Source organism: Agrobacterium sp. CFBP2214 (genome assembly GCF_030209895.1).
Taxonomy (GTDB): domain Bacteria; phylum Pseudomonadota; class Alphaproteobacteria; order Rhizobiales; family Rhizobiaceae; genus Agrobacterium; species Agrobacterium radiobacter.
Genome location: NZ_JARVRC010000026.1, coordinates 36,503 through 53,977 on the forward strand (window position 1 = coordinate 36,503; position 17,475 = coordinate 53,977).

At 59.6% G+C, this 17,475-nt stretch carries 14 protein-coding genes; all 14 read left to right on the forward strand.

Annotated elements, in window-relative coordinates; translation table 11 throughout:
- Window positions 1–56: 56 nt before the first annotated feature.
- Window positions 57–950: a nitrate ABC transporter permease gene (gene ntrB, locus QRN60_RS25840; RefSeq protein WP_003505862.1), complete on the forward strand. Its 894-nt coding sequence runs from the start codon at window positions 57–59 to the stop codon at window positions 948–950.
- A 13-nt stretch (window positions 951–963) separates the two neighbouring features.
- On the forward strand, window positions 964–1,761 hold the full coding sequence (locus QRN60_RS25845) for an ABC transporter ATP-binding protein (protein ID WP_129565462.1): 798 nt from the start codon (window positions 964–966) through the stop codon (window positions 1,759–1,761).
- Between the two features lie 5 nt (window positions 1,762–1,766).
- The gene (nirB, locus tag QRN60_RS25850; protein WP_020812588.1) at window positions 1,767–4,214 is read left to right on the forward strand and encodes a nitrite reductase large subunit NirB; all 2,448 of its coding nucleotides are present in this window, start codon (window positions 1,767–1,769) and stop codon (window positions 4,212–4,214) included.
- A gap of 5 nt (window positions 4,215–4,219) precedes the next feature.
- Entirely contained in the window at window positions 4,220–4,555 is a 336-nt protein-coding gene (nirD, locus tag QRN60_RS25855; RefSeq protein WP_003505867.1) for a nitrite reductase small subunit NirD, read from the forward strand.
- Window positions 4,556–4,769: 214 nt separating this feature from the next.
- Window positions 4,770–7,418 carry a nitrate reductase gene (locus QRN60_RS25860; protein ID WP_129565461.1) on the forward strand — a complete coding sequence of 883 codons (2,649 nt, stop codon included), beginning with the start codon at window positions 4,770–4,772 and terminating at the stop codon, window positions 7,416–7,418.
- Window positions 7,390–8,868, forward strand: a complete 1,479-nt coding sequence (gene cysG / locus QRN60_RS25865) for a siroheme synthase CysG (protein WP_020812586.1) — start codon at window positions 7,390–7,392, stop codon at window positions 8,866–8,868. Before QRN60_RS25860 ends, cysG begins: the two co-directional genes overlap by 29 nt.
- 119 nt (window positions 8,869–8,987) lie before the next feature.
- Window positions 8,988–9,761: a DeoR/GlpR family DNA-binding transcription regulator gene (locus tag QRN60_RS25870; protein ID WP_003505873.1), complete on the forward strand. Its 774-nt coding sequence runs from the start codon at window positions 8,988–8,990 to the stop codon at window positions 9,759–9,761.
- 107 nt (window positions 9,762–9,868) lie between these two features.
- Complete coding sequence (locus QRN60_RS25875; protein WP_099086289.1) at window positions 9,869–11,392, forward strand: glycerol-3-phosphate dehydrogenase; 1,524 nt, start codon at window positions 9,869–9,871, stop codon at window positions 11,390–11,392.
- Window positions 11,393–11,429: 37 nt separating this feature from the next.
- Window positions 11,430–12,500 carry an ABC transporter ATP-binding protein gene (locus QRN60_RS25880; RefSeq protein ID WP_060723061.1) on the forward strand — a complete coding sequence of 357 codons (1,071 nt, stop codon included), beginning with the start codon at window positions 11,430–11,432 and terminating at the stop codon, window positions 12,498–12,500.
- Between the two features lie 12 nt (window positions 12,501–12,512).
- Entirely contained in the window at window positions 12,513–13,583 is a 1,071-nt protein-coding gene (locus tag QRN60_RS25885) for an ABC transporter ATP-binding protein (RefSeq protein WP_003505886.1), read from the forward strand.
- A gap of 2 nt (window positions 13,584–13,585) precedes the next feature.
- Window positions 13,586–14,452 (forward strand): carbohydrate ABC transporter permease, encoded by an 867-nt coding sequence (locus QRN60_RS25890; protein WP_003505888.1) that lies wholly within the window; start codon window positions 13,586–13,588, stop codon window positions 14,450–14,452.
- 3 nt (window positions 14,453–14,455) lie between these two features.
- Complete coding sequence (locus QRN60_RS25895; RefSeq protein ID WP_003505890.1) at window positions 14,456–15,379, forward strand: carbohydrate ABC transporter permease; 924 nt, start codon at window positions 14,456–14,458, stop codon at window positions 15,377–15,379.
- 2 nt (window positions 15,380–15,381) lie between these two features.
- Complete coding sequence (locus QRN60_RS25900) at window positions 15,382–15,675, forward strand: DUF2160 domain-containing protein (RefSeq protein WP_003505892.1); 294 nt, start codon at window positions 15,382–15,384, stop codon at window positions 15,673–15,675.
- A gap of 75 nt (window positions 15,676–15,750) precedes the next feature.
- Entirely contained in the window at window positions 15,751–17,472 is a 1,722-nt protein-coding gene (locus QRN60_RS25905) for an ABC transporter substrate-binding protein (protein ID WP_003505894.1), read from the forward strand.
- The last annotated feature ends 3 nt before the right edge of the window (window positions 17,473–17,475 follow it).

A 17,475-nucleotide genomic window follows, 5' to 3' on the forward strand; every position in this document is an offset into this window, starting at 1 on the left:
TGAAGACCGGATGAGGGGCGAGCCCAGACCGCAACCGAAATCAAGAGGAAATGCCCATGTCCGCATTGGCCCGAAAATTCAACGAAGAGCCGCAGCAGCCGGTGGCGCAGAAGGCAAACGTCGTGGCGCTTGCACCGAAACAGTCGCCGCGGATCGATCTGCGCAAATGGGGTGCTGCGGCGGCTCGTAACATCATACCGCCGCTTGTCGTTCTCGCCATGCTGCTCGGCGTCTGGCAGCTGCTCTGTTCCGCGCCCGGCTCCTCGCTGCCGCCGCCGAGCCAGGTCTTCGAGGAAAGCTACGATCTCATCGTATCGCCGTTTTTCCAGAATGGTTCGCAGGATATCGGCCTTGGGCTGCGCGTTCTGGTCTCGCTTGAGCGTGTGGCCTATGGTTTCGGCCTCGCCGCCATTGCCGGCATCATCCTTGGCGCGGTGATCGGCCAGTCGGTCTGGGCCATGCGCGGCCTTGATCCGATCTTTCAGGTGCTACGCACCGTGCCGCCGCTCGCCTGGCTGCCGCTTTCGCTGGCTGCCTTTCAGGACAGCAATCCATCGGCCATTTTCGTGATTTTCATCACCTCCATCTGGCCGGTCATCATCAATACGGCGGTTGGCGTACGCAATATTCCGCAGGATTACCGCAATGTCGCGCAGGTGCTGCGGCTCAACCAACTCGAATTTTTCTTCAAAATCATGCTGCCATCGGCCGCTCCTTACATCTTCACCGGCCTGCGCATCGGCATCGGTCTTTCGTGGCTCGCCATCGTGGCTGCGGAAATGCTGACCGGCGGCGTCGGCATCGGCTTCTTCATCTGGGATGCGTGGAATTCCTCGCGCCTGCCCGACATTATCGTGGCGCTCGCCTACATCGGCGTTGTCGGCTTCATGCTCGACAAGCTCGTGGCGGCGCTTGGCAAGGTCATCACCCGCGGCGCTGCGGCGAATTGAGAGGGCCAATATTATGAACGCTTATCTGAAGCTCGATCATATCGACAAATATTTCGAAAAGGGCGGCTCGCGCGCCGAGGTGCTGAAAGGCATCAACCTCACCATCGAAAAAGGTGAATTCGTCTCGGTCATCGGCCATTCTGGCTGCGGCAAGTCCACCATGCTCAACCTCATCGCCGGGCTGACGAAAGTCTCCGCCGGTGCGGTGCTTCTCGAAAACCGGGAGGTCAATGAACCCGGGCCTGAACGCGCCGTCGTGTTCCAGAACCACAGCCTGCTGCCCTGGCTTTCGGTCTATGAAAACGTCAATCTTGCCGTGGAAAAGGTCTTCCGCAACACCAAGACCCGCGCCGAGCGGCATGACTGGGTCATGCGCAATCTCGATCTCGTGCAGATGGCCCATGCCAAGGACAAGAAACCTTCGGAAATTTCCGGCGGCATGAAACAGCGCGTCGGCATTGCCCGCGCGCTCGCCATGGAGCCGAAAATCCTGCTGCTGGATGAGCCCTTCGGCGCGCTGGACGCGCTGACCCGCGCTCATCTTCAGGATGCGGTGATGGAAATTCACGCCCGTCTCGGCAACACCATGGTCATGATCACCCATGATGTGGACGAGGCGGTGCTGCTTTCCGACCGCATCGTGATGATGACCAACGGGCCCGCCGCCCATATCGGCGAGGTGCTTGACGTGCCGCTGGCACGCCCGCGCAACCGCATCGAGCTTGCCTCCGACAAGACCTACCTCAAATGCCGCGAAGCCGTGCTGAAGTTCCTTTACGAACGTCACCGCTTCGTCGAAGCCGCGGAGTAACGACTATGGCGCAAAAACTCGTCATCATCGGCAATGGCATGGCGCCGGGGCGCATGCTGGAGAACCTGTTCGAAACCGCCCCCGGCCTTTACGACGTCACGATTTTCAACGCCGAACCGCGCGTCAATTACGACCGCATCATGCTCTCGCCGGTACTCTCAGGCGAAAAGAGCTATGAGGACATCGTCATTCATAATGACGAATGGTATGCGGCTAATAATGTGACGCTGCACAAGGGCGCGAAAGTCACCGGCATCGACCGTGACAAGAAAACCGTGACCAGCGAAAACGGCATCACGGCCTCTTACGACAGGCTGGTGATCGCCACCGGTTCCCTGCCCTTCATCATTCCCGTTCCCGGTCATCAATTACCCGGCGTGCTCGCCTATCGCGATCTCGACGATGTGACGAAGATGCTGGAAATCGCTGAAGGCAAAGGCCGCGCCATCGTCATCGGTGCGGGTCTTCTCGGGCTGGAGGCGGCTTACGGGCTGAAGCGTCAGGGCATGGATGTCACCGTCATCCATCTGATGCCGACCATCATGGAGCGTCAGCTCGATCCGGCAGCGGCCTATCTCTTAGAAAAGGCGCTGAACGAGCGCGGCATCGACATCATCACCAAGGCCAACACCAAGTGCATTCTCGGTGAGGACAAGGTCGAGGGCATCGAGCTCGAGGACGGCCGGATCATCAAGGGCGATATGGTGGTGATGGCGGTCGGTATCCGCCCGGCCTCGGGTCTCGCCAAGGAAGCCGGCATCGCCGTCAATCGCGGCATCGTGGTGGATGACGGCATGATGACGTCGGACGCCTCGATCTACGCGCTCGGCGAATGCGCCGAGCATCGCGGCATGTGCTATGGCCTCGTTGCGCCGCTTTATGAATCGGCCCGCGTGCTGGCTGACCGGCTTTGCGGCGGTTCGGCCGAATATCACGGCTCTGTCACCAATACGAAGCTGAAGGTGACAGGCATCAACCTGTTTTCCGCCGGCGACTTCGCCGAAGGCGATGACCGCGAGGAAATCGTGCTGCGCGATGCCACCGCCGGCGTCTACAAGCGTCTCATTCTCAAGGAAAACCGCATCATTGGCGCGGTTCTTTACGGCGAGACGGCGGATGGGTCGTGGTTCTTCGACCTGATGAAGAAATCGACCGATATCTCCACCATGCGCGAAACCCTTATCTTCGGCCAGGCCTATCAGGGAGGGTCTCCGCTGGACCCTATGGCGGCCGTTGCAGCCTTGCCGGATGATGCGGAAATCTGCGGCTGCAACGGCGTCTGCAAGGGCAAGATCACTTCGGTTATAACTTCCAAAGGGCTGACCTCGCTGGACGATGTGCGTGCCCACACCAAGGCGTCCGCCTCCTGCGGTAATTGCACCGGTCTTGTCGAGCAGTTGATGACGATAACGCTGGGCGACAGCTACAATCCCGCCGCCGTGCAGCCCATGTGCAAATGCACCGATCTCGGCCATGACGATGTGCGCCGCCTGATCAAGGCCAAGGGTCTGAAGACCATTCCTGCCGTGATGCAGGAGCTGGAATGGAAAACCTCCTGCGGCTGCGCCAAGTGCCGGCCGGCGCTCAATTATTACCTCGTCTGCGACTTTCCGGATGAATATGCCGACGATTATCAGTCGCGTTATATCAATGAGCGCGTTCACGCCAATATCCAGAAGGACGGCACCTATTCCGTCGTCCCGCGCATGTGGGGCGGCGTCACCTCTTCCTCCGAGCTCCGGGCAATTGCGGATGTGGTCGACAAGTTCGAAATCCCGATGGTGAAGGTGACCGGCGGCCAGCGCATCGATCTTCTCGGTATCGAGAAGGAGGATTTGCCGGCGGTCTGGGCCGATCTCGGCAAGGCCGGTTTTATCTCCGGTCAGGCCTATGCCAAAGGCCTGCGCACAGTGAAGACCTGCGTCGGCCAGCAATGGTGCCGTTTCGGCACGCAGGATTCCACCGGTCTCGGCATCCGCATCGAAAAATTCATGTGGGGCTCATGGACACCCGCCAAGCTTAAGCTCGCCGTCTCGGGCTGTCCGCGCAACTGTGCGGAGGCCACCTGCAAGGATATCGGCGTCATCTGCGTCGATTCCGGTTTTGAAATCCATTTCGCCGGTGCCGCCGGTCTCGATATCAAGGGCACGGAAGTGCTCGGTCTCGTGAGGACCGAGGATGAGGCGCTGGAGCATATCGTGGCGCTGACCCAGATGTACCGCGAACAGGCGCGTTACCTCGAGCGCATCTACAAATGGGCCAAGCGTATCGGCTACGACGAGGTTCGTCGCCAGATCATGGACGATGCTGAAAAGCGCAAGGGCTATTTCGACCGCTTCGTCTTCAGCCAGAAATTCGCGCAGGTTGATCCATGGTCCGAACGTGTATCCGGCCACGACAAGCATGAGTTCAGGCCCATGGCGGCAATCGGTTTCAGTGAAGCGGCGGAGTGAGAACGATGGACAGCAACTGGATTGATATTGGTGACATCTCCGACATCCCGCTGCGTGGTGCGCGTTGCGTGAAAACGCCGATGGGCAAGATCGCCGTATTCCGCACGGCGGAAAATCAGGTCTTCGCGATTGAGGATCATTGCCCGCATAAGGGTGGACCGTTGTCTCAGGGCATCGTGCATGGGGCTTCGGTGACGTGTCCGTTGCACAATTGGGTGATTTCGCTGGAAACCGGCAAGGCCTTGGGGGCGGATGAGGGTGAGGTGAAGACTATCCCCGTCCGCAATCTCGACGGCCGGCTTTCCATCGCGCTTGAAACTCTGATGATTGCGGCGGAGTGAATTGCGATGGCGGCGATTTTACCCCCCTCTGTCCTGCCGGACATCTCCCTCTCAAGGGGGGAGATCAATTGCGGCACGCGCTTCCGTTCCCAGCTGGCCGCGCCGCCCGTCGATATAGAGCGGGGAGCCTTACGCTTGTCGACCTCCCCCCTTGAGAGGGAGATGTCCGGCAGGACAGAGGGGGGGAAGCGCCACGCACTGAGAGGGCAAACCCATGCCCGTTGAAACAAAAACCACCTGTCCCTATTGCGGCGTCGGCTGCGGTGTCATCGCCACCGTCAACGACAATGGCGCCGTTTCCGTCAAAGGCGATCAGGACCACCCCGCCAATTTCGGCCGGCTGTGTTCCAAGGGTTCGGCTCTGGCCGAAACCATCGATCTCGATGGCCGCCTTCTCCATCCCGAAATTGACGGCAGACGGGCGACGTGGGACGAAGCCCTTGATCTCGTCGCCACCCGCTTTTCTGAAGCCATAGCCGAGCATGGCCCGGATTCGGTGGCCTTTTACGTCTCCGGCCAATTGCTGACGGAGGATTATTACCTCGCTAACAAGCTGATGAAAGGTTTCATCGGCTCGGCCAATATCGATACGAATTCAAGACTTTGCATGTCGTCTTCGGTCGCCGGCCATCGCCGCGCTTTCGGGGCTGACACGGTGCCCGGCACCTATGAGGATATGGAGCTCGCCGATCTGGTGATTCTCACCGGTTCCAATCTCGCCTGGTGCCACCCGGTTCTCTATCAGCGCCTTGCCGCCGCAAAATCGGCGCGGCCGGAGATGAAGGTCGTCGTCATCGATCCGCGCCGGACGATGAGTGCCGATATTGCCGATATGCATCTCGCCATCCGCCCGGATGGAGATGTGGCGCTGTTTGTCGGCTTGCTGGCGCATCTTGCCGATAGTTCTGCAATCGATCACGGCTATGTGGAAAACCATACGGTCAGCTTTGGCGCTGCGATGCAGGCAGCAACCGAATACAGCCTGCCCGATATCGCCGAGACCACCGGCCTGACAATCGCCGAACTGATTTCCTTTTACGAATTGTTCGAACGCACGGAAAAAACCGTCACCTGTTACAGCCAGGGCGTCAACCAGTCGCAGAGCGGCACGGACAAGGTCAACGCCATCATCAATTGCCACCTTGCCACCGGCCGCATCGGCCGGCCGGGTATGGGCCCGTTTTCGCTGACCGGGCAGCCGAACGCCATGGGCGGACGCGAGGTCGGCGGACTGGCCAATATGCTGGCCGCCCATATGGTTATCGAAAATGCTGACGACCGTGATCGCGTGCAGCGCTTCTGGACCTCACCCGCCATTGCGCAAAAGCCCGGCCTCAAAGCGGTGGATATGTTCAGGGCGGTGGCCGACGGCCGCATCAAGGCGCTGTGGATCATGGCGACCAATCCGGTGGTTTCCATGCCGGATGCCGGTGCCGTCGAGGCGGCCATCAAGGCTTGTCCTTTCGTTGTGGTCTCCGAGGTCATGGCCAGTACCGACACGGCCCGCCACGCCGATATCCTTCTGCCATCGCTCGGCTGGGGAGAAAAGGACGGCACGGTAACCAACTCAGAGCGGCGCATTTCCCGCCAGCGCGGTTTCCTCGATGCGCCCGGCGAAGCAAGGGCCGACTGGTGGCAGATGGCGGAGGTGGGCAGGCGCATGGGTTTCGACGCCGCCTTCGATTATGGCCAGGCATCGGAGATTTTCGCCGAACATGCAGCGCTTTCCGGCTTCGAGAATGCCGGAAGCCGCGATTTCGATATTAGCGGGATCGAACGGCTCTCCTACGAAACGATGCCGCCCTTTCAATGGCCGAAAGCCCGGCTTGGCGAGACCGCCGTTACCCGCTTTTTCGCAGACGGCCGTTTTTACCATGCCGATGGAAAGGCGCGATTCATCGCCACCGCCTTGCCGAAAACCGGCAGGACATCGCCCGATTATCCGCTGACACTGAATACCGGCCGCATCCGCGATCAATGGCATACCATGACCCGCACCGGCAAAAGCGCGCGGCTCACCGCCCATATTGCCGAACCTTTCGCCGAACTTCACCCGCGCGATGCGCAGGCGCTGGGAATTGAAAGCGCCGATCTGGTGGAGCTGGAGAGCCCGCATGGCAAGGTTCTGCTGCGGGCGCTGGTCAGCGAAAGGCAGGCGCGCGGTTCGGTCTTCGTACCGATGCACTGGAACGATCAGTTTGCCTCGCGGGCGCGCATCGATATGGTTGTGGCACCTGTTACGGATCCGCATTCCGGCCAGCCCGCTTCGAAAAACGTGGCGGTGAAGGCAAGGCGTTTTGCGGCGAAGGCCTATGGTTTTGCCATTTCCCGCACCCGGCCCGATGCGCCGGATTGCGCCTACTGGGCCATCGCCAAAGCCGATGGCGGCTATCGCATGGAGCTTGCCTTTGCCGAAGAGCCGCAGGACTGGACGCTCTGGGCGCGACAGGTTTTCGGCATCGATGCCAGGATCGAGCCGCTGGGTTACAGCGACCGGCAGACGGGCGATATGCGTCTCGCCTTTTTCGACGGCGAAACACTGCTTGCGGCACTGTTCATTGCCAATGAACCGGTGGCCGTTGCCCGCAACTGGGCGATCTCGCAACTTACTGAGCGCCACGAGGATTTGCGCATGCGCTTTGCGCTGGTCGCCGGGCGTCCCGGTGCGGGCCGGGCTGATCCGGGTGCGACGGTCTGCTCCTGCTTCAATGTCGGGGTGAACCAGATCACGGCCGCTATCCGTGATGGCTGCCACAGTGTCGAAGCCATCGGCAAGGCGTTGAATGCCGGAACCAATTGCGGCTCCTGCCGCGCTGAAATCAGGGGGATCATCGATGGATGCCTTAAAACCGCAGCGGAATGAACCGGCTCGTATGGAGAAGCTCGCCAAGTTGCCTGTCTTCTGGGGACTTGAGGGCAAGCGCGTGGTTTTGGCGGGCGGATCGGATGGGGCGGCCTGGAAGGCGGAACTGCTGCTGGCCTGCGGGGCGGAACTTCATCTTTATTGTGAGGAAAGCGAGCTTTCGGAAAGCTTCGCGACGCTCGTCGCAAAAAGCCCGATGCTGATATGGCATGACCGTTCATGGGGTGCGGATATTTTCAAGGGCGCGGAACTAGCGCTGGCGGATTGCGAGACCGATGAAGAGGCGGAAAGATTTTACCATGCCGCACGAGCGGCTGGCATTCCCGTCAATGTCATCGACAAGCCGGAGTTCTGCCAGTTCCAGTTCGGCTCCATCGTCAATCGCTCGCCGGTGGTGGTGTCGATTTCCACCGATGGCGCCGCACCCATCCTGGCGCAGGCCATCCGCCGGCGCATCGAAACCTTGCTGCCGCTGGCCCTCAAGGACTGGGGCGCGCTTGCCCAGACAATTCGCGAGCGCGTCAATCTGCGACTCGTGCCGGGTCCGGCGCGACGCTCTTTCTGGGAAAAATTCGTCGATCGGGCGTTCACCGAAAGGCTGGATGAAGGCAGCGAAGAACGGCTGCTTGCGGATATCGGAACGCAGGCCGGTCGGGTGGGTTCGCGCGCCGGGCTGGTGACGCTTGTAGGCGCCGGACCGGGCGATGCCGAACTGCTGACTCTGAAAGCGGTGCGCGCTTTGCAGGCGGCCGATGTCATCCTGTTCGACGATCTTGTTTCAGCCGAAGTGCTGGAACTGGCGCGGCGGGAGGCGAAGCGCATGCTGGTTGGCAAACGTGGTGGCCGGGAAAGCTGCAGGCAGGAAGACATCAACGAGATGATGATCCGCCTCGCCAAGGCCGGAAAACGGGTGGTGCGGCTGAAATCCGGCGATCCGATGATTTTCGGGCGCGCCGGCGAGGAGATCGCCGCGCTGGAGGCCGAAAATATCCCGGTCGAAGTCGTGCCCGGCATCACTGCCGCAAGCGCCATGGCCTCGCGCCTAGGCGTGTCCTTGACCCATCGCGACCATGCCCAGTCGGTACGTTTCATCACTGGTCATTCCCGGCAGGGGAAGCTGCCGGAGAATATCGACTGGCAGTCCCTGTCGAACCCCTCCGTCACCACTGTCTTTTATATGGGCGGACGAACCGCCGGCGATATTCAGTCCTGCCTGCTTGCCCAGGGAATGCCCGCATCGACACCCGTGGTGGTGATGATTTCCGTCAGCCGCGCCAATGAGCGACGATGGTGCGGTTCGCTTGCGCAACTGGCTGCCGCGGTCGAGAGACTGGGCGTGAACGAACCTGTGCTGATTGGCATCGGTGATACGTTCCATAACGCCTCCGCGGCATTTTCCGTTACCCGCAACGAGGAAGCCGATGCTGGGCCTGTTCAAAAAGCCGGCTAACAAGATTTTTGATGGTTTCCGCTAACCGGCGATCCTTCTCACCGTAAACCCTCCCTTGACATTGGTTTTTCGTTCGCTCTTCAATAAAACGAAAAAATTGAAAGAGGAGGGAGGGTGAAATGCTGCTCACACCGCGTCAGGATGAAATCGTTGCGCTGGCGAAAGCGAACGGCCGGGTGCTGGTCGATGAACTGGCGGCGCGGTTTTCGGTGACCCCCCAGACGATCCGCAAGGATCTGAACGATCTCTGCGATACGCGGGTGCTGACCCGCATCCACGGCGGCGCGCTCTTTCCAAGCGGCAATGAAAACGTCAAATACGAGGCGCGCCGCGCCATCGCATCGTCCGAAAAACAGGCGATCGGCGCCGCTGCCGCGGCCCTCATCCCCAATAACTCGTCGCTTTTCATCAATATAGGCACCACGACCGAGGCAGTTGGTGAAGCGCTCGCGGATCATCACGAGTTGATGGTTATTACCAACAACATCAATGTTGCCAACAGGTTGAGGGTTTTCCCCGGCATCGAAGTGGTGATTGCCGGGGGTGTCGTGCGCGGTTCCGATGGCGGTATCGTCGGCGAGGCGGCGGTGGATTTCATCCGCCAGTTCAAGGTCGATTTTGCCGTCATCGGCGTGTCGGCCATCGATGAGGATGGCGCTTTGCTCGACTTTGACTTCCGTGAAGTCAAGGTGGCGCAGGCGATCATCTCCAACGCGCGCCATGTCATTCTGGTGTCGGATTCGCTTAAATTCGAGCGCACGGCCCCCGTGCGTATCGGTCATCTTTCGCAGGTGCATACCTTCATTACCGATCATTGTCCTGTTGATTCCATCCGTACCATCTGTGCTGATCACGATGTCCGACTGATCGAAACCGAGGGCCGCGACGCCTGATTAAAGGGCTCTTGGATTTCGTTTGACATTCGTTTTGTCTTCGAATTAGATGGCTGTGCTTTCAATATATCGATGAGGAGAGCGTCGATGAAAGCGCGGGAGGGTCCATGTCTGACGAGGCAATCCACGATGTTTTCGTGATCGGCGGCGGCATCAATGGCTGCGGCATTGCGCGTGACGCGGTCGGCAGGGGCTATTCCGTCGCACTTGCGGAAATGAACGATTTTGCCTCCGGCACCTCGTCCGCCGCGACCAAACTCATCCATGGCGGTTTGCGTTATCTCGAACATTACGAATTTCGTCTGGTGCGCGAAGCGCTTATGGAGCGTGAGGTGCTGTGGGCCATGGCGCCGCACATCATCTGGCCGATGCGCTTCGTACTACCGTTCCAGAAGGGTGGCGTGCGCCCGGCCTGGCTAGTGCGTCTCGGGTTATTTCTTTACGACCATCTCGGCGGCCGCAAGCTTTTGCCCGCCACACGCTCGCTTGATCTGCGCCGTGATCCCGCCGGAAAGCCGCTGAAGCCGATTTTCGCCCGCGCCTTTGAATATTCGGATGGCTGGGTGGACGATGCCCGTCTTGTGGTGCTGAATGCCCGCGATGCCGCTAATCGCGGTGCTTTGATCCTCAATCGCACGCAGGTGGTTTCGGCCCGGCGCGAAGGCGCCTTCTGGCGGATTGAAACGAAAAATGTCGCCGGAGAAGCTAAGACCCACCGGGCGCGCATGCTGGTGAATGCCGCCGGCCCCTGGGTGGACAAGGTGCTGTCTTCGACATTCGGCAAAAACAATGTCCACAATGTCCGCCTCGTGCAGGGCAGCCACATCATCGTGCGCAAGAAGTTTTCCGATCCGCGCGCCTATTTTTTCCAGAATCCTGATGGCCGCATTATCTTCGCCATCCCTTACGAACAGGACTTTACGCTGATCGGCACGACGGATCGCGACTATACCGCCGACCCCCGTGCTGTTAAGATCAGCGACGAGGAGATCAGCTATCTTTGCAATGCGGCGAGCGAATATTTCGCTGAACCGGTGGGGCCGGCGGATATCGTCTGGACCTATTCCGGCGTGCGGCCCTTGTTCGATGACGGCGCGTCAAAAGCGCAGGAAGCGACCCGCGATTATGTGCTGAAAACCGAAGGGGCGGAAGGCGAAGCGCCGCTTCTCAATATTTTCGGCGGCAAGCTCACCACCTATCGGCGGCTTGCCGAACATGCTCTTGAAAAAATCGGCGATGCGCTGGGTGAAAAGGGTGCGCCATGGACGGCGGGCTCGCATTTGCCGGGCGGAGATTTCGGTGCCGAAGCCTACGTCGCGGAAGTTTCGGCGCTGCGTTCACGTTACCCCTTTCTCGAAGAGCGTCATGCAAAGCGGCTTGTGCGCTGCTACGGAACGGATGCGACGGCGCTGATCGGCAATGCGACTGAGACGGCGGCGATGGGGCGGTTTTTCGGCGGCACGCTCTACGAGGCTGAGGTTCGCTGGCTGATGGCGAGGGAATGGGCGCTGACGGCGGAGGATATTCTGTGGCGCCGCACCAAGCAGGGGCTGTTTTTAACCCCCGAAGAGGTGCGTGGGCTGGAGGATTATATCGAAGACATTGCGGGTGAACGCTTGAAGGCAATCTGACGATCCGATCGAAAAGCGGAGGAGGCTTTGGATCACCATGCTTGAATTGCGAAACGTCTCGAAGATGGTTGGCGGTGAGTATCATATTCACCCGATCGATCTGACGTTGCAGCGCGGAAGCCTGAACGTCCTGCTTGGACCGACACTTTCGGGCAAAACGACGCTGATGCGGCTGATGGCCGGGCTGGACAAGCCGAGCGCCGGCTCGATCTTTTTTAATGGCGAGGATGTGACGGGCTTTCCGGTGCAGAAGCGTAACGTCGCCATGGTCTATCAGCAGTTCATCAACTATCCGGCGCTCTCGGTTTATGAAAATATCGCTTCGCCGATGCGGGTTGCCGGCAAGGATCAGGCGACCATCGACAGGGAAGTCAGGAAGGCCGCTGAGCTTCTGAAGCTGACGCCCTATCTCGACCGCACGCCCCTCAATCTTTCCGGCGGCCAGCAGCAGCGCACCGCGCTTGCAAGAGCCATCGTCAAGAACGCCAATCTGGTGCTGCTCGACGAGCCGCTGGCCAATCTCGATTACAAGCTGCGCGAAGAATTGCGCGAGGAACTGCCGCGCATTTTTGCGGAATCCGGTGCGATCTTCGTTTATGCCACGACCGAACCGTCAGAAGCGCTGCTGCTGGGCGGCAATACCGCGACGCTTAACGAGGGCAGAGTGACGCAGTTCAGCCGCACGATCGAGGTCTACCGGCGTCCGGTGGATATCGTGACTGCGGAAATCTTCGCCGACCCGCCTCTCAACACCATCGAGGTCATCAAGACGGGTGGGGCTTTCACCCGTGCCAATCAGGCCGTTGTCACGGTGCCGGCGCATCTTGCGGCCGTGCCGGACGGACCTTTGACCATTGCTTTCCAGCCGCATCATCTTTTCCCGCATGCGAAGGGTGAGGCGCGGCAATCCATCCGGGCGCGGACGCTGATTTCGGAAATCGCCGGATCGGAGAGCTTCGTGCATGTGGAATTTTCCGGCAGGCGCTGGGTCATGCTGGCGCATGGCATCCACGACATCGAACCGGACAGAGATATCGAGCTCTTTCTCGATACAAAACACCTGATGGCCTTTGACGCGAATGGCCGCGCCATCGGCGAAGCGGCGTAAGGGAGATCGGTCATGGCACGCATCACGCTCGATCATATCCGCCACGCCTATAATGCCAAGGCGCAGGCTGCCGGCGAATATGCCCTGAAGGAAGTTCATCACGAATGGGAGGACGGCGGCGCCTATGCGCTGCTTGGGCCTTCCGGCTGCGGCAAGACCACGCTGCTCAACATCATTTCCGGCCTGCTGCGTCCGTCGGAAGGCCGCATCGCCTTTGACGGAACTGACGTGACCGATTTTGCCACCGAAGACCGCAATATTGCGCAGGTGTTCCAGTTCCCGGTCGTCTACGACACGATGACGGTCTACGACAATCTCGCCTTTCCGCTGCGCAACCGGCATGTGCCGGAGGCCGAGGTGGACCGCCGGGTGCGGGAAATTCTCGAAATGACCGATCTTTCCGGCATGGCCAAACGCCATGCGCGCGGATTGACGGCAGACCAGAAGCAGAAGATTTCGCTGGCGCGCGGCCTGGTACGTTCCGACGTCAATGCCATTCTTTTCGACGAACCGCTGACGGTGATCGATCCGCATATGAAGTGGGTGCTGCGCTCGCAGCTGAAGCGCCTGCATCGCCAGTCCGGTTTCACCATGGTCTATGTGACCCATGACCAGACCGAGGCTTTGACCTTCGCGGACAAGGTGGTCGTCATGTATGACGGGCAGATCGTCCAGATCGGCACGCCCGCCGAGCTTTTCGAACGGCCGGGACACACTTTCGTCGGTTATTTCATCGGCTCACCGGGCATGAACGTGCTGCCCGCCAGCATCGAAGGGGCGACGGCGGTTGTCGGCGGCCTCGGCGTGCCGCTGGCAGGTGCGCCGAAGGTTGATGGAAAGCAGCGGATCGAGATCGGCATCCGCCCGGAATTCGTCCGGCTGGAACGGGGCGGTATGCCCATCACTGTTGACAAGGTCGAGGATATCGGCCGGCAGAAGATCGTGCGCGCCCGGTTTGCCGGCCAGAAGCTCGCGATCGTCGTTGCGGAAGACGAGGAAATTCCGGCGGAAGCGGGTGTTCGCTTCGATCCGGCCGCGATCGGTGTCTTTGCCGATTCCTGGCGCGTGAAGATGGGAGCCTGACCATGGAAAAGAGCTGGAACAACAAGGCGTGGTTCATGGTGCTGCCGGTGCTGGTGCTGGTCGCCTTTTCTGCCGTCATTCCGCTGATGACAGTCGTGAACTATTCGGTGCAGGATACGTTCGGCAATAACCAGTTCTTCTGGGCGGGAACGCAATGGTTCGAGGAAATCCTCAGTTCCGATCGCTTCTGGAACGCTCTCGGACGCAACCTGGTGTTTTCCGGCATCATATTGGCGATCGAAATTCCGCTCGGCATATTCATCGCGCTCAAGATGCCCAAATCCGGCATCGGCGTGCCGGTCTGCCTCGTGACGATGGCGCTGCCGCTGCTGGTGCCTTGGAATGTTGTCGGCACGATCTGGCAGGTGTTCGGCCGCAGCGATATCGGACTGCTCGGTTATTACGCCAATCAGCTTGGTCTTGACTATAACTACGTCAACGATCCGGTTGACGCATGGATTACGGTCATCATCATGGATGTGTGGCACTGGACAAGCCTTGTCGTGCTGTTGTGCTACGCCAGCCTTGTCTCCATTCCGGACGCCTATTATCAGGCGGCAAGGATCGATGGCGCGTCACGTTTTGCGGTGTTCCGGTACATCCAGCTGCCGAAGATGAAGCGGGTGCTGCTGATCGCCTTCCTGCTACGCTTCATGGACAGTTTCATGATCTATACCGAGCCTTTCGTCGTCACCGGCGGCGGCCCCGGCAATTCCACGACCTTCCTGTCCATCGATCTCGTGAAGGTCGCGCTCGGCCAGTTTGACCTCGGGCCTGCGGCAGCCATGTCGCTGATCTACTTCCTCATCATCCTGCTGCTGTCCTGGGTGTTCTACACCGTCATGACCAGCCACGACGCGGAGACTTGAGACATGAGTGCTTCGAACGTCACGACCGGTGTGGAACGTAATGGCATGGGTACTGGTTCTGCGGCAGTTGCTGCCTCGGTACGGCCTGGTTTTGCCGCAACGGCAAGGTCACGCCGTCACCATGGGCCGTCCAGGTTTTCCTGGCTGGTGCCGACGATCTATATCGTGCTGTTGCTCGTGCCAATCTACTGGCTCATCAATATGAGCTTCAAGACGAATTCGGAAATCGTGTCGTCCATGACGCTTTATCCGCACCAGCCAACGTTGCAGAACTACAGGACGATCTTCACGGATTCATCCTGGTATTCGGGTTACATCAATTCGATTACTTACGTCGTGATGAATATGGTGATTTCGGTCGCGGCGGCGCTTCCAGCGGCTTATGCCTTCTCACGTTACCGTTTTCTGGGCGACAAGCACCTGTTCTTCTGGCTGCTGACAAACCGTATGGCGCCGCCCGCCGTCTTCGCGCTGCCTTTCTTCCAGCTTTATTCGGCATTCGGTCTGATCGACACACATATCGCGGTGGCGCTGGCGCACTGCCTGTTCAACGTGCCGCTGGCGGTGTGGATTCTCGAAGGTTTCATGTCCGGTGTGCCGAAGGAAATCGACGAGACCGCCTATATTGACGGCTATTCCTTCCCGAAATTCTTCGTGAAGATCTTCATGCCGCTCATCGCTTCCGGCATCGGTGTCGCCTGCTTCTTCAGCTTCATGTTCTCGTGGGTCGAGCTTCTGATCGCCCGCACGCTGACGACGACGGACGCCAAGCCGATTGCCGCGACCATGACGCGAACCGTTTCCGCCGCCGGCATGGACTGGGGCCTGCTTGCCGCCGCCGGCGTGTTGACACTGATCCCCGGCGCGCTGGTGATCTGGTTCGTGCGTAATTACATCGCCAAGGGCTTTGCGCTGGGGAGGGTTTGACCATGACGAAGATGCCCGATTTTACCTGGATGGCCTGGACCTGGCAGACGGCTGCGTTTTTCGGCGCCATTGCCGTGCTGCTCGTCGGCATGTGGTTCTGGGAATATCTCTCGCCCGGCGGCAATCCCCGCTTCGGCATCTTGCGCTTCGAGACCACGCGCGGCGACCGGTTGTTCATCTCGCTGCTCGGCAGCGCCTTCATTCATCTCGCATGGCTCGGGCTGGTCGGCCCGAACCTGTGGTGGGCTCTCGCTCTGTCTGCGGTCTACGCCATCGGCGTTTTCCGTTTTGTCTAGAGCAGGAAAAAGGTGCGGCGGAGGAAAACCGCACCAGCAGACTTCATGCAATCGCAAACCCTTGGGAGGACTGATATGCGACGGCATCTGATGACGACGACGGCGGCCATGCTGCTGGCAATGACGGGTTCCGCTTTCGCCGGAATGGAGGAAGCAAAGCAGTTTCTGGACAAGGAAATCGGCGATCTCTCGTCGCTTTCGCGTGGCGATCAGGAAAAGGAGCTGCAATGGTTTGTCGATGCCGCGAAACCTTTCGCGGGCATGGAGATCAAGGTCGTTTCCGAATCGCTCACGACCCATGAGTATGAATCCAAGGTTCTGGCTCCGGCCTTCACCGCCATTACCGGTATCAAGGTCACGCACGACCTGATCCAGGAAGGTGATGTGGTCGAAAAGATTCAGACCCAGATGCAGACCGGTCAGAACCTCTATGACGGCTGGGTCAATGACAGTGACCTCATCGGCACCCATTGGCGTTACCAGCAGGTGCGCAACCTGACCGACTTCATGGCCAATGAAGGCAAGGACGTCACCAATCCCGGTCTCGACCTCAAGGATTTCATCGGCAGCGCCTTTACGACGGCGCCGGACAAGAAGCTCTACCAGCTTCCCGACCAGCAATTCGCGAACCTCTACTGGTTCCGTTATGACTGGTTCAACAACGAAAAGAACAAGGCCGATTTCAAGGCCAAATATGGTTATGACCTCGGCGTGCCCGTCAACTGGTCGGCCTATGAGGATATTGCCGAATTCTTCACCGGCCGCGATGTCGATGGCAAGAAGGTCTTTGGCCATATGGACTATGGCAAGAAGGACCCGTCGCTCGGCTGGCGCTTCACCGATGCCTGGCTTTCCATGGCCGGCAACGGCGACAAGGGCCTGCCAAACGGTCTGCCGGTCGATGAATGGGGCATCAAGGTCAACGACAAGTCGCAGCCGGTCGGTTCCTGCGTGGCGCGCGGCGGCGATACCAATGGTCCGGCTTCCGTCTATTCCATCGAGAAATATCTCGAATGGCTGAAGAAATATGCGCCGCCCGAAGCGCAGGGCATGACCTTCTCCGAATCCGGCCCGGTGCCGGCGCAGGGCAACATCGCCCAGCAGATCTTCTGGTACACGGCCTTCACGGCAGATATGGCCAAGCCCGGCCTGCCTGTGGTGAACGAGGACGGTTCGCCGAAATGGCGCGTCGCACCTTCGCCGCATGGCGTCTACTGGAAGGACGGCATGAAACTCGGTTATCAGGATGTGGGTTCGTGGACGCTGATGAAATCCACCCCCGACGACCGCGCCAAGGCCGCCTGGCTTTACGCGCAGTTCGTGACCTCCAAGACCGTGGATGTGAAAAAGAGCCATGTGGGTCTGACCTTCATTCGCGACACCACCATCCACCACAAGAGCTTCACGGACCGGGCCACCAAGCTCGGTGGTCTCATCGAGTTCTATCGTTCACCGGCCCGCGTGCAGTGGTCGCCAACCGGCACCAACGTTCCTGACTATCCGAAGCTGGCACAGCTGTGGTGGCAGGCGATCGGCGATGCGTCTTCGGGCGCAAAGACGGCTCAGGCGGCAATGGACTCTCTCTGCGCCGAGCAGGAAAAAGTCATGAGCCGTCTGGAACGTGCCGGCGTGCAGGGCGATATCGGTCCGAAACTGGCGGAAGAGCACGATATCGAATACTGGAACAAGGATGCCGTTTCGAAGGGCAATCTGGCGCCGCAGTTGAAGATCGCCAACGAAAAGGAAAAGCCGGTCACCGTCAATTACGACGAACTGGTCAAAAGCTGGCAGAAGTAATTT

Coding starts and splice junctions, on each gene's coding strand:
- ntrB (WP_003505862.1), top strand. CDS start 57: ATGTCCGCATTGGCCCGAAAATTCAACGAAGAGCCGCAGCAGCCGGTG.
- QRN60_RS25845 (WP_129565462.1), top strand. CDS start 964: ATGAACGCTTATCTGAAGCTCGATCATATCGACAAATATTTCGAAAAG.
- nirB (WP_020812588.1), top strand. CDS start 1,767: ATGGCGCAAAAACTCGTCATCATCGGCAATGGCATGGCGCCGGGGCGC.
- nirD (WP_003505867.1), top strand. CDS start 4,220: ATGGACAGCAACTGGATTGATATTGGTGACATCTCCGACATCCCGCTG.
- QRN60_RS25860 (WP_129565461.1), top strand. CDS start 4,770: ATGCCCGTTGAAACAAAAACCACCTGTCCCTATTGCGGCGTCGGCTGC.
- cysG (WP_020812586.1), top strand. CDS start 7,390: ATGGATGCCTTAAAACCGCAGCGGAATGAACCGGCTCGTATGGAGAAG.
- QRN60_RS25870 (WP_003505873.1), top strand. CDS start 8,988: ATGCTGCTCACACCGCGTCAGGATGAAATCGTTGCGCTGGCGAAAGCG.
- QRN60_RS25875 (WP_099086289.1), top strand. CDS start 9,869: ATGTCTGACGAGGCAATCCACGATGTTTTCGTGATCGGCGGCGGCATC.
- QRN60_RS25880 (WP_060723061.1), top strand. CDS start 11,430: ATGCTTGAATTGCGAAACGTCTCGAAGATGGTTGGCGGTGAGTATCAT.
- QRN60_RS25885 (WP_003505886.1), top strand. CDS start 12,513: ATGGCACGCATCACGCTCGATCATATCCGCCACGCCTATAATGCCAAG.
- QRN60_RS25890 (WP_003505888.1), top strand. CDS start 13,586: ATGGAAAAGAGCTGGAACAACAAGGCGTGGTTCATGGTGCTGCCGGTG.
- QRN60_RS25895 (WP_003505890.1), top strand. CDS start 14,456: ATGAGTGCTTCGAACGTCACGACCGGTGTGGAACGTAATGGCATGGGT.
- QRN60_RS25900 (WP_003505892.1), top strand. CDS start 15,382: ATGACGAAGATGCCCGATTTTACCTGGATGGCCTGGACCTGGCAGACG.
- QRN60_RS25905 (WP_003505894.1), top strand. CDS start 15,751: ATGCGACGGCATCTGATGACGACGACGGCGGCCATGCTGCTGGCAATG.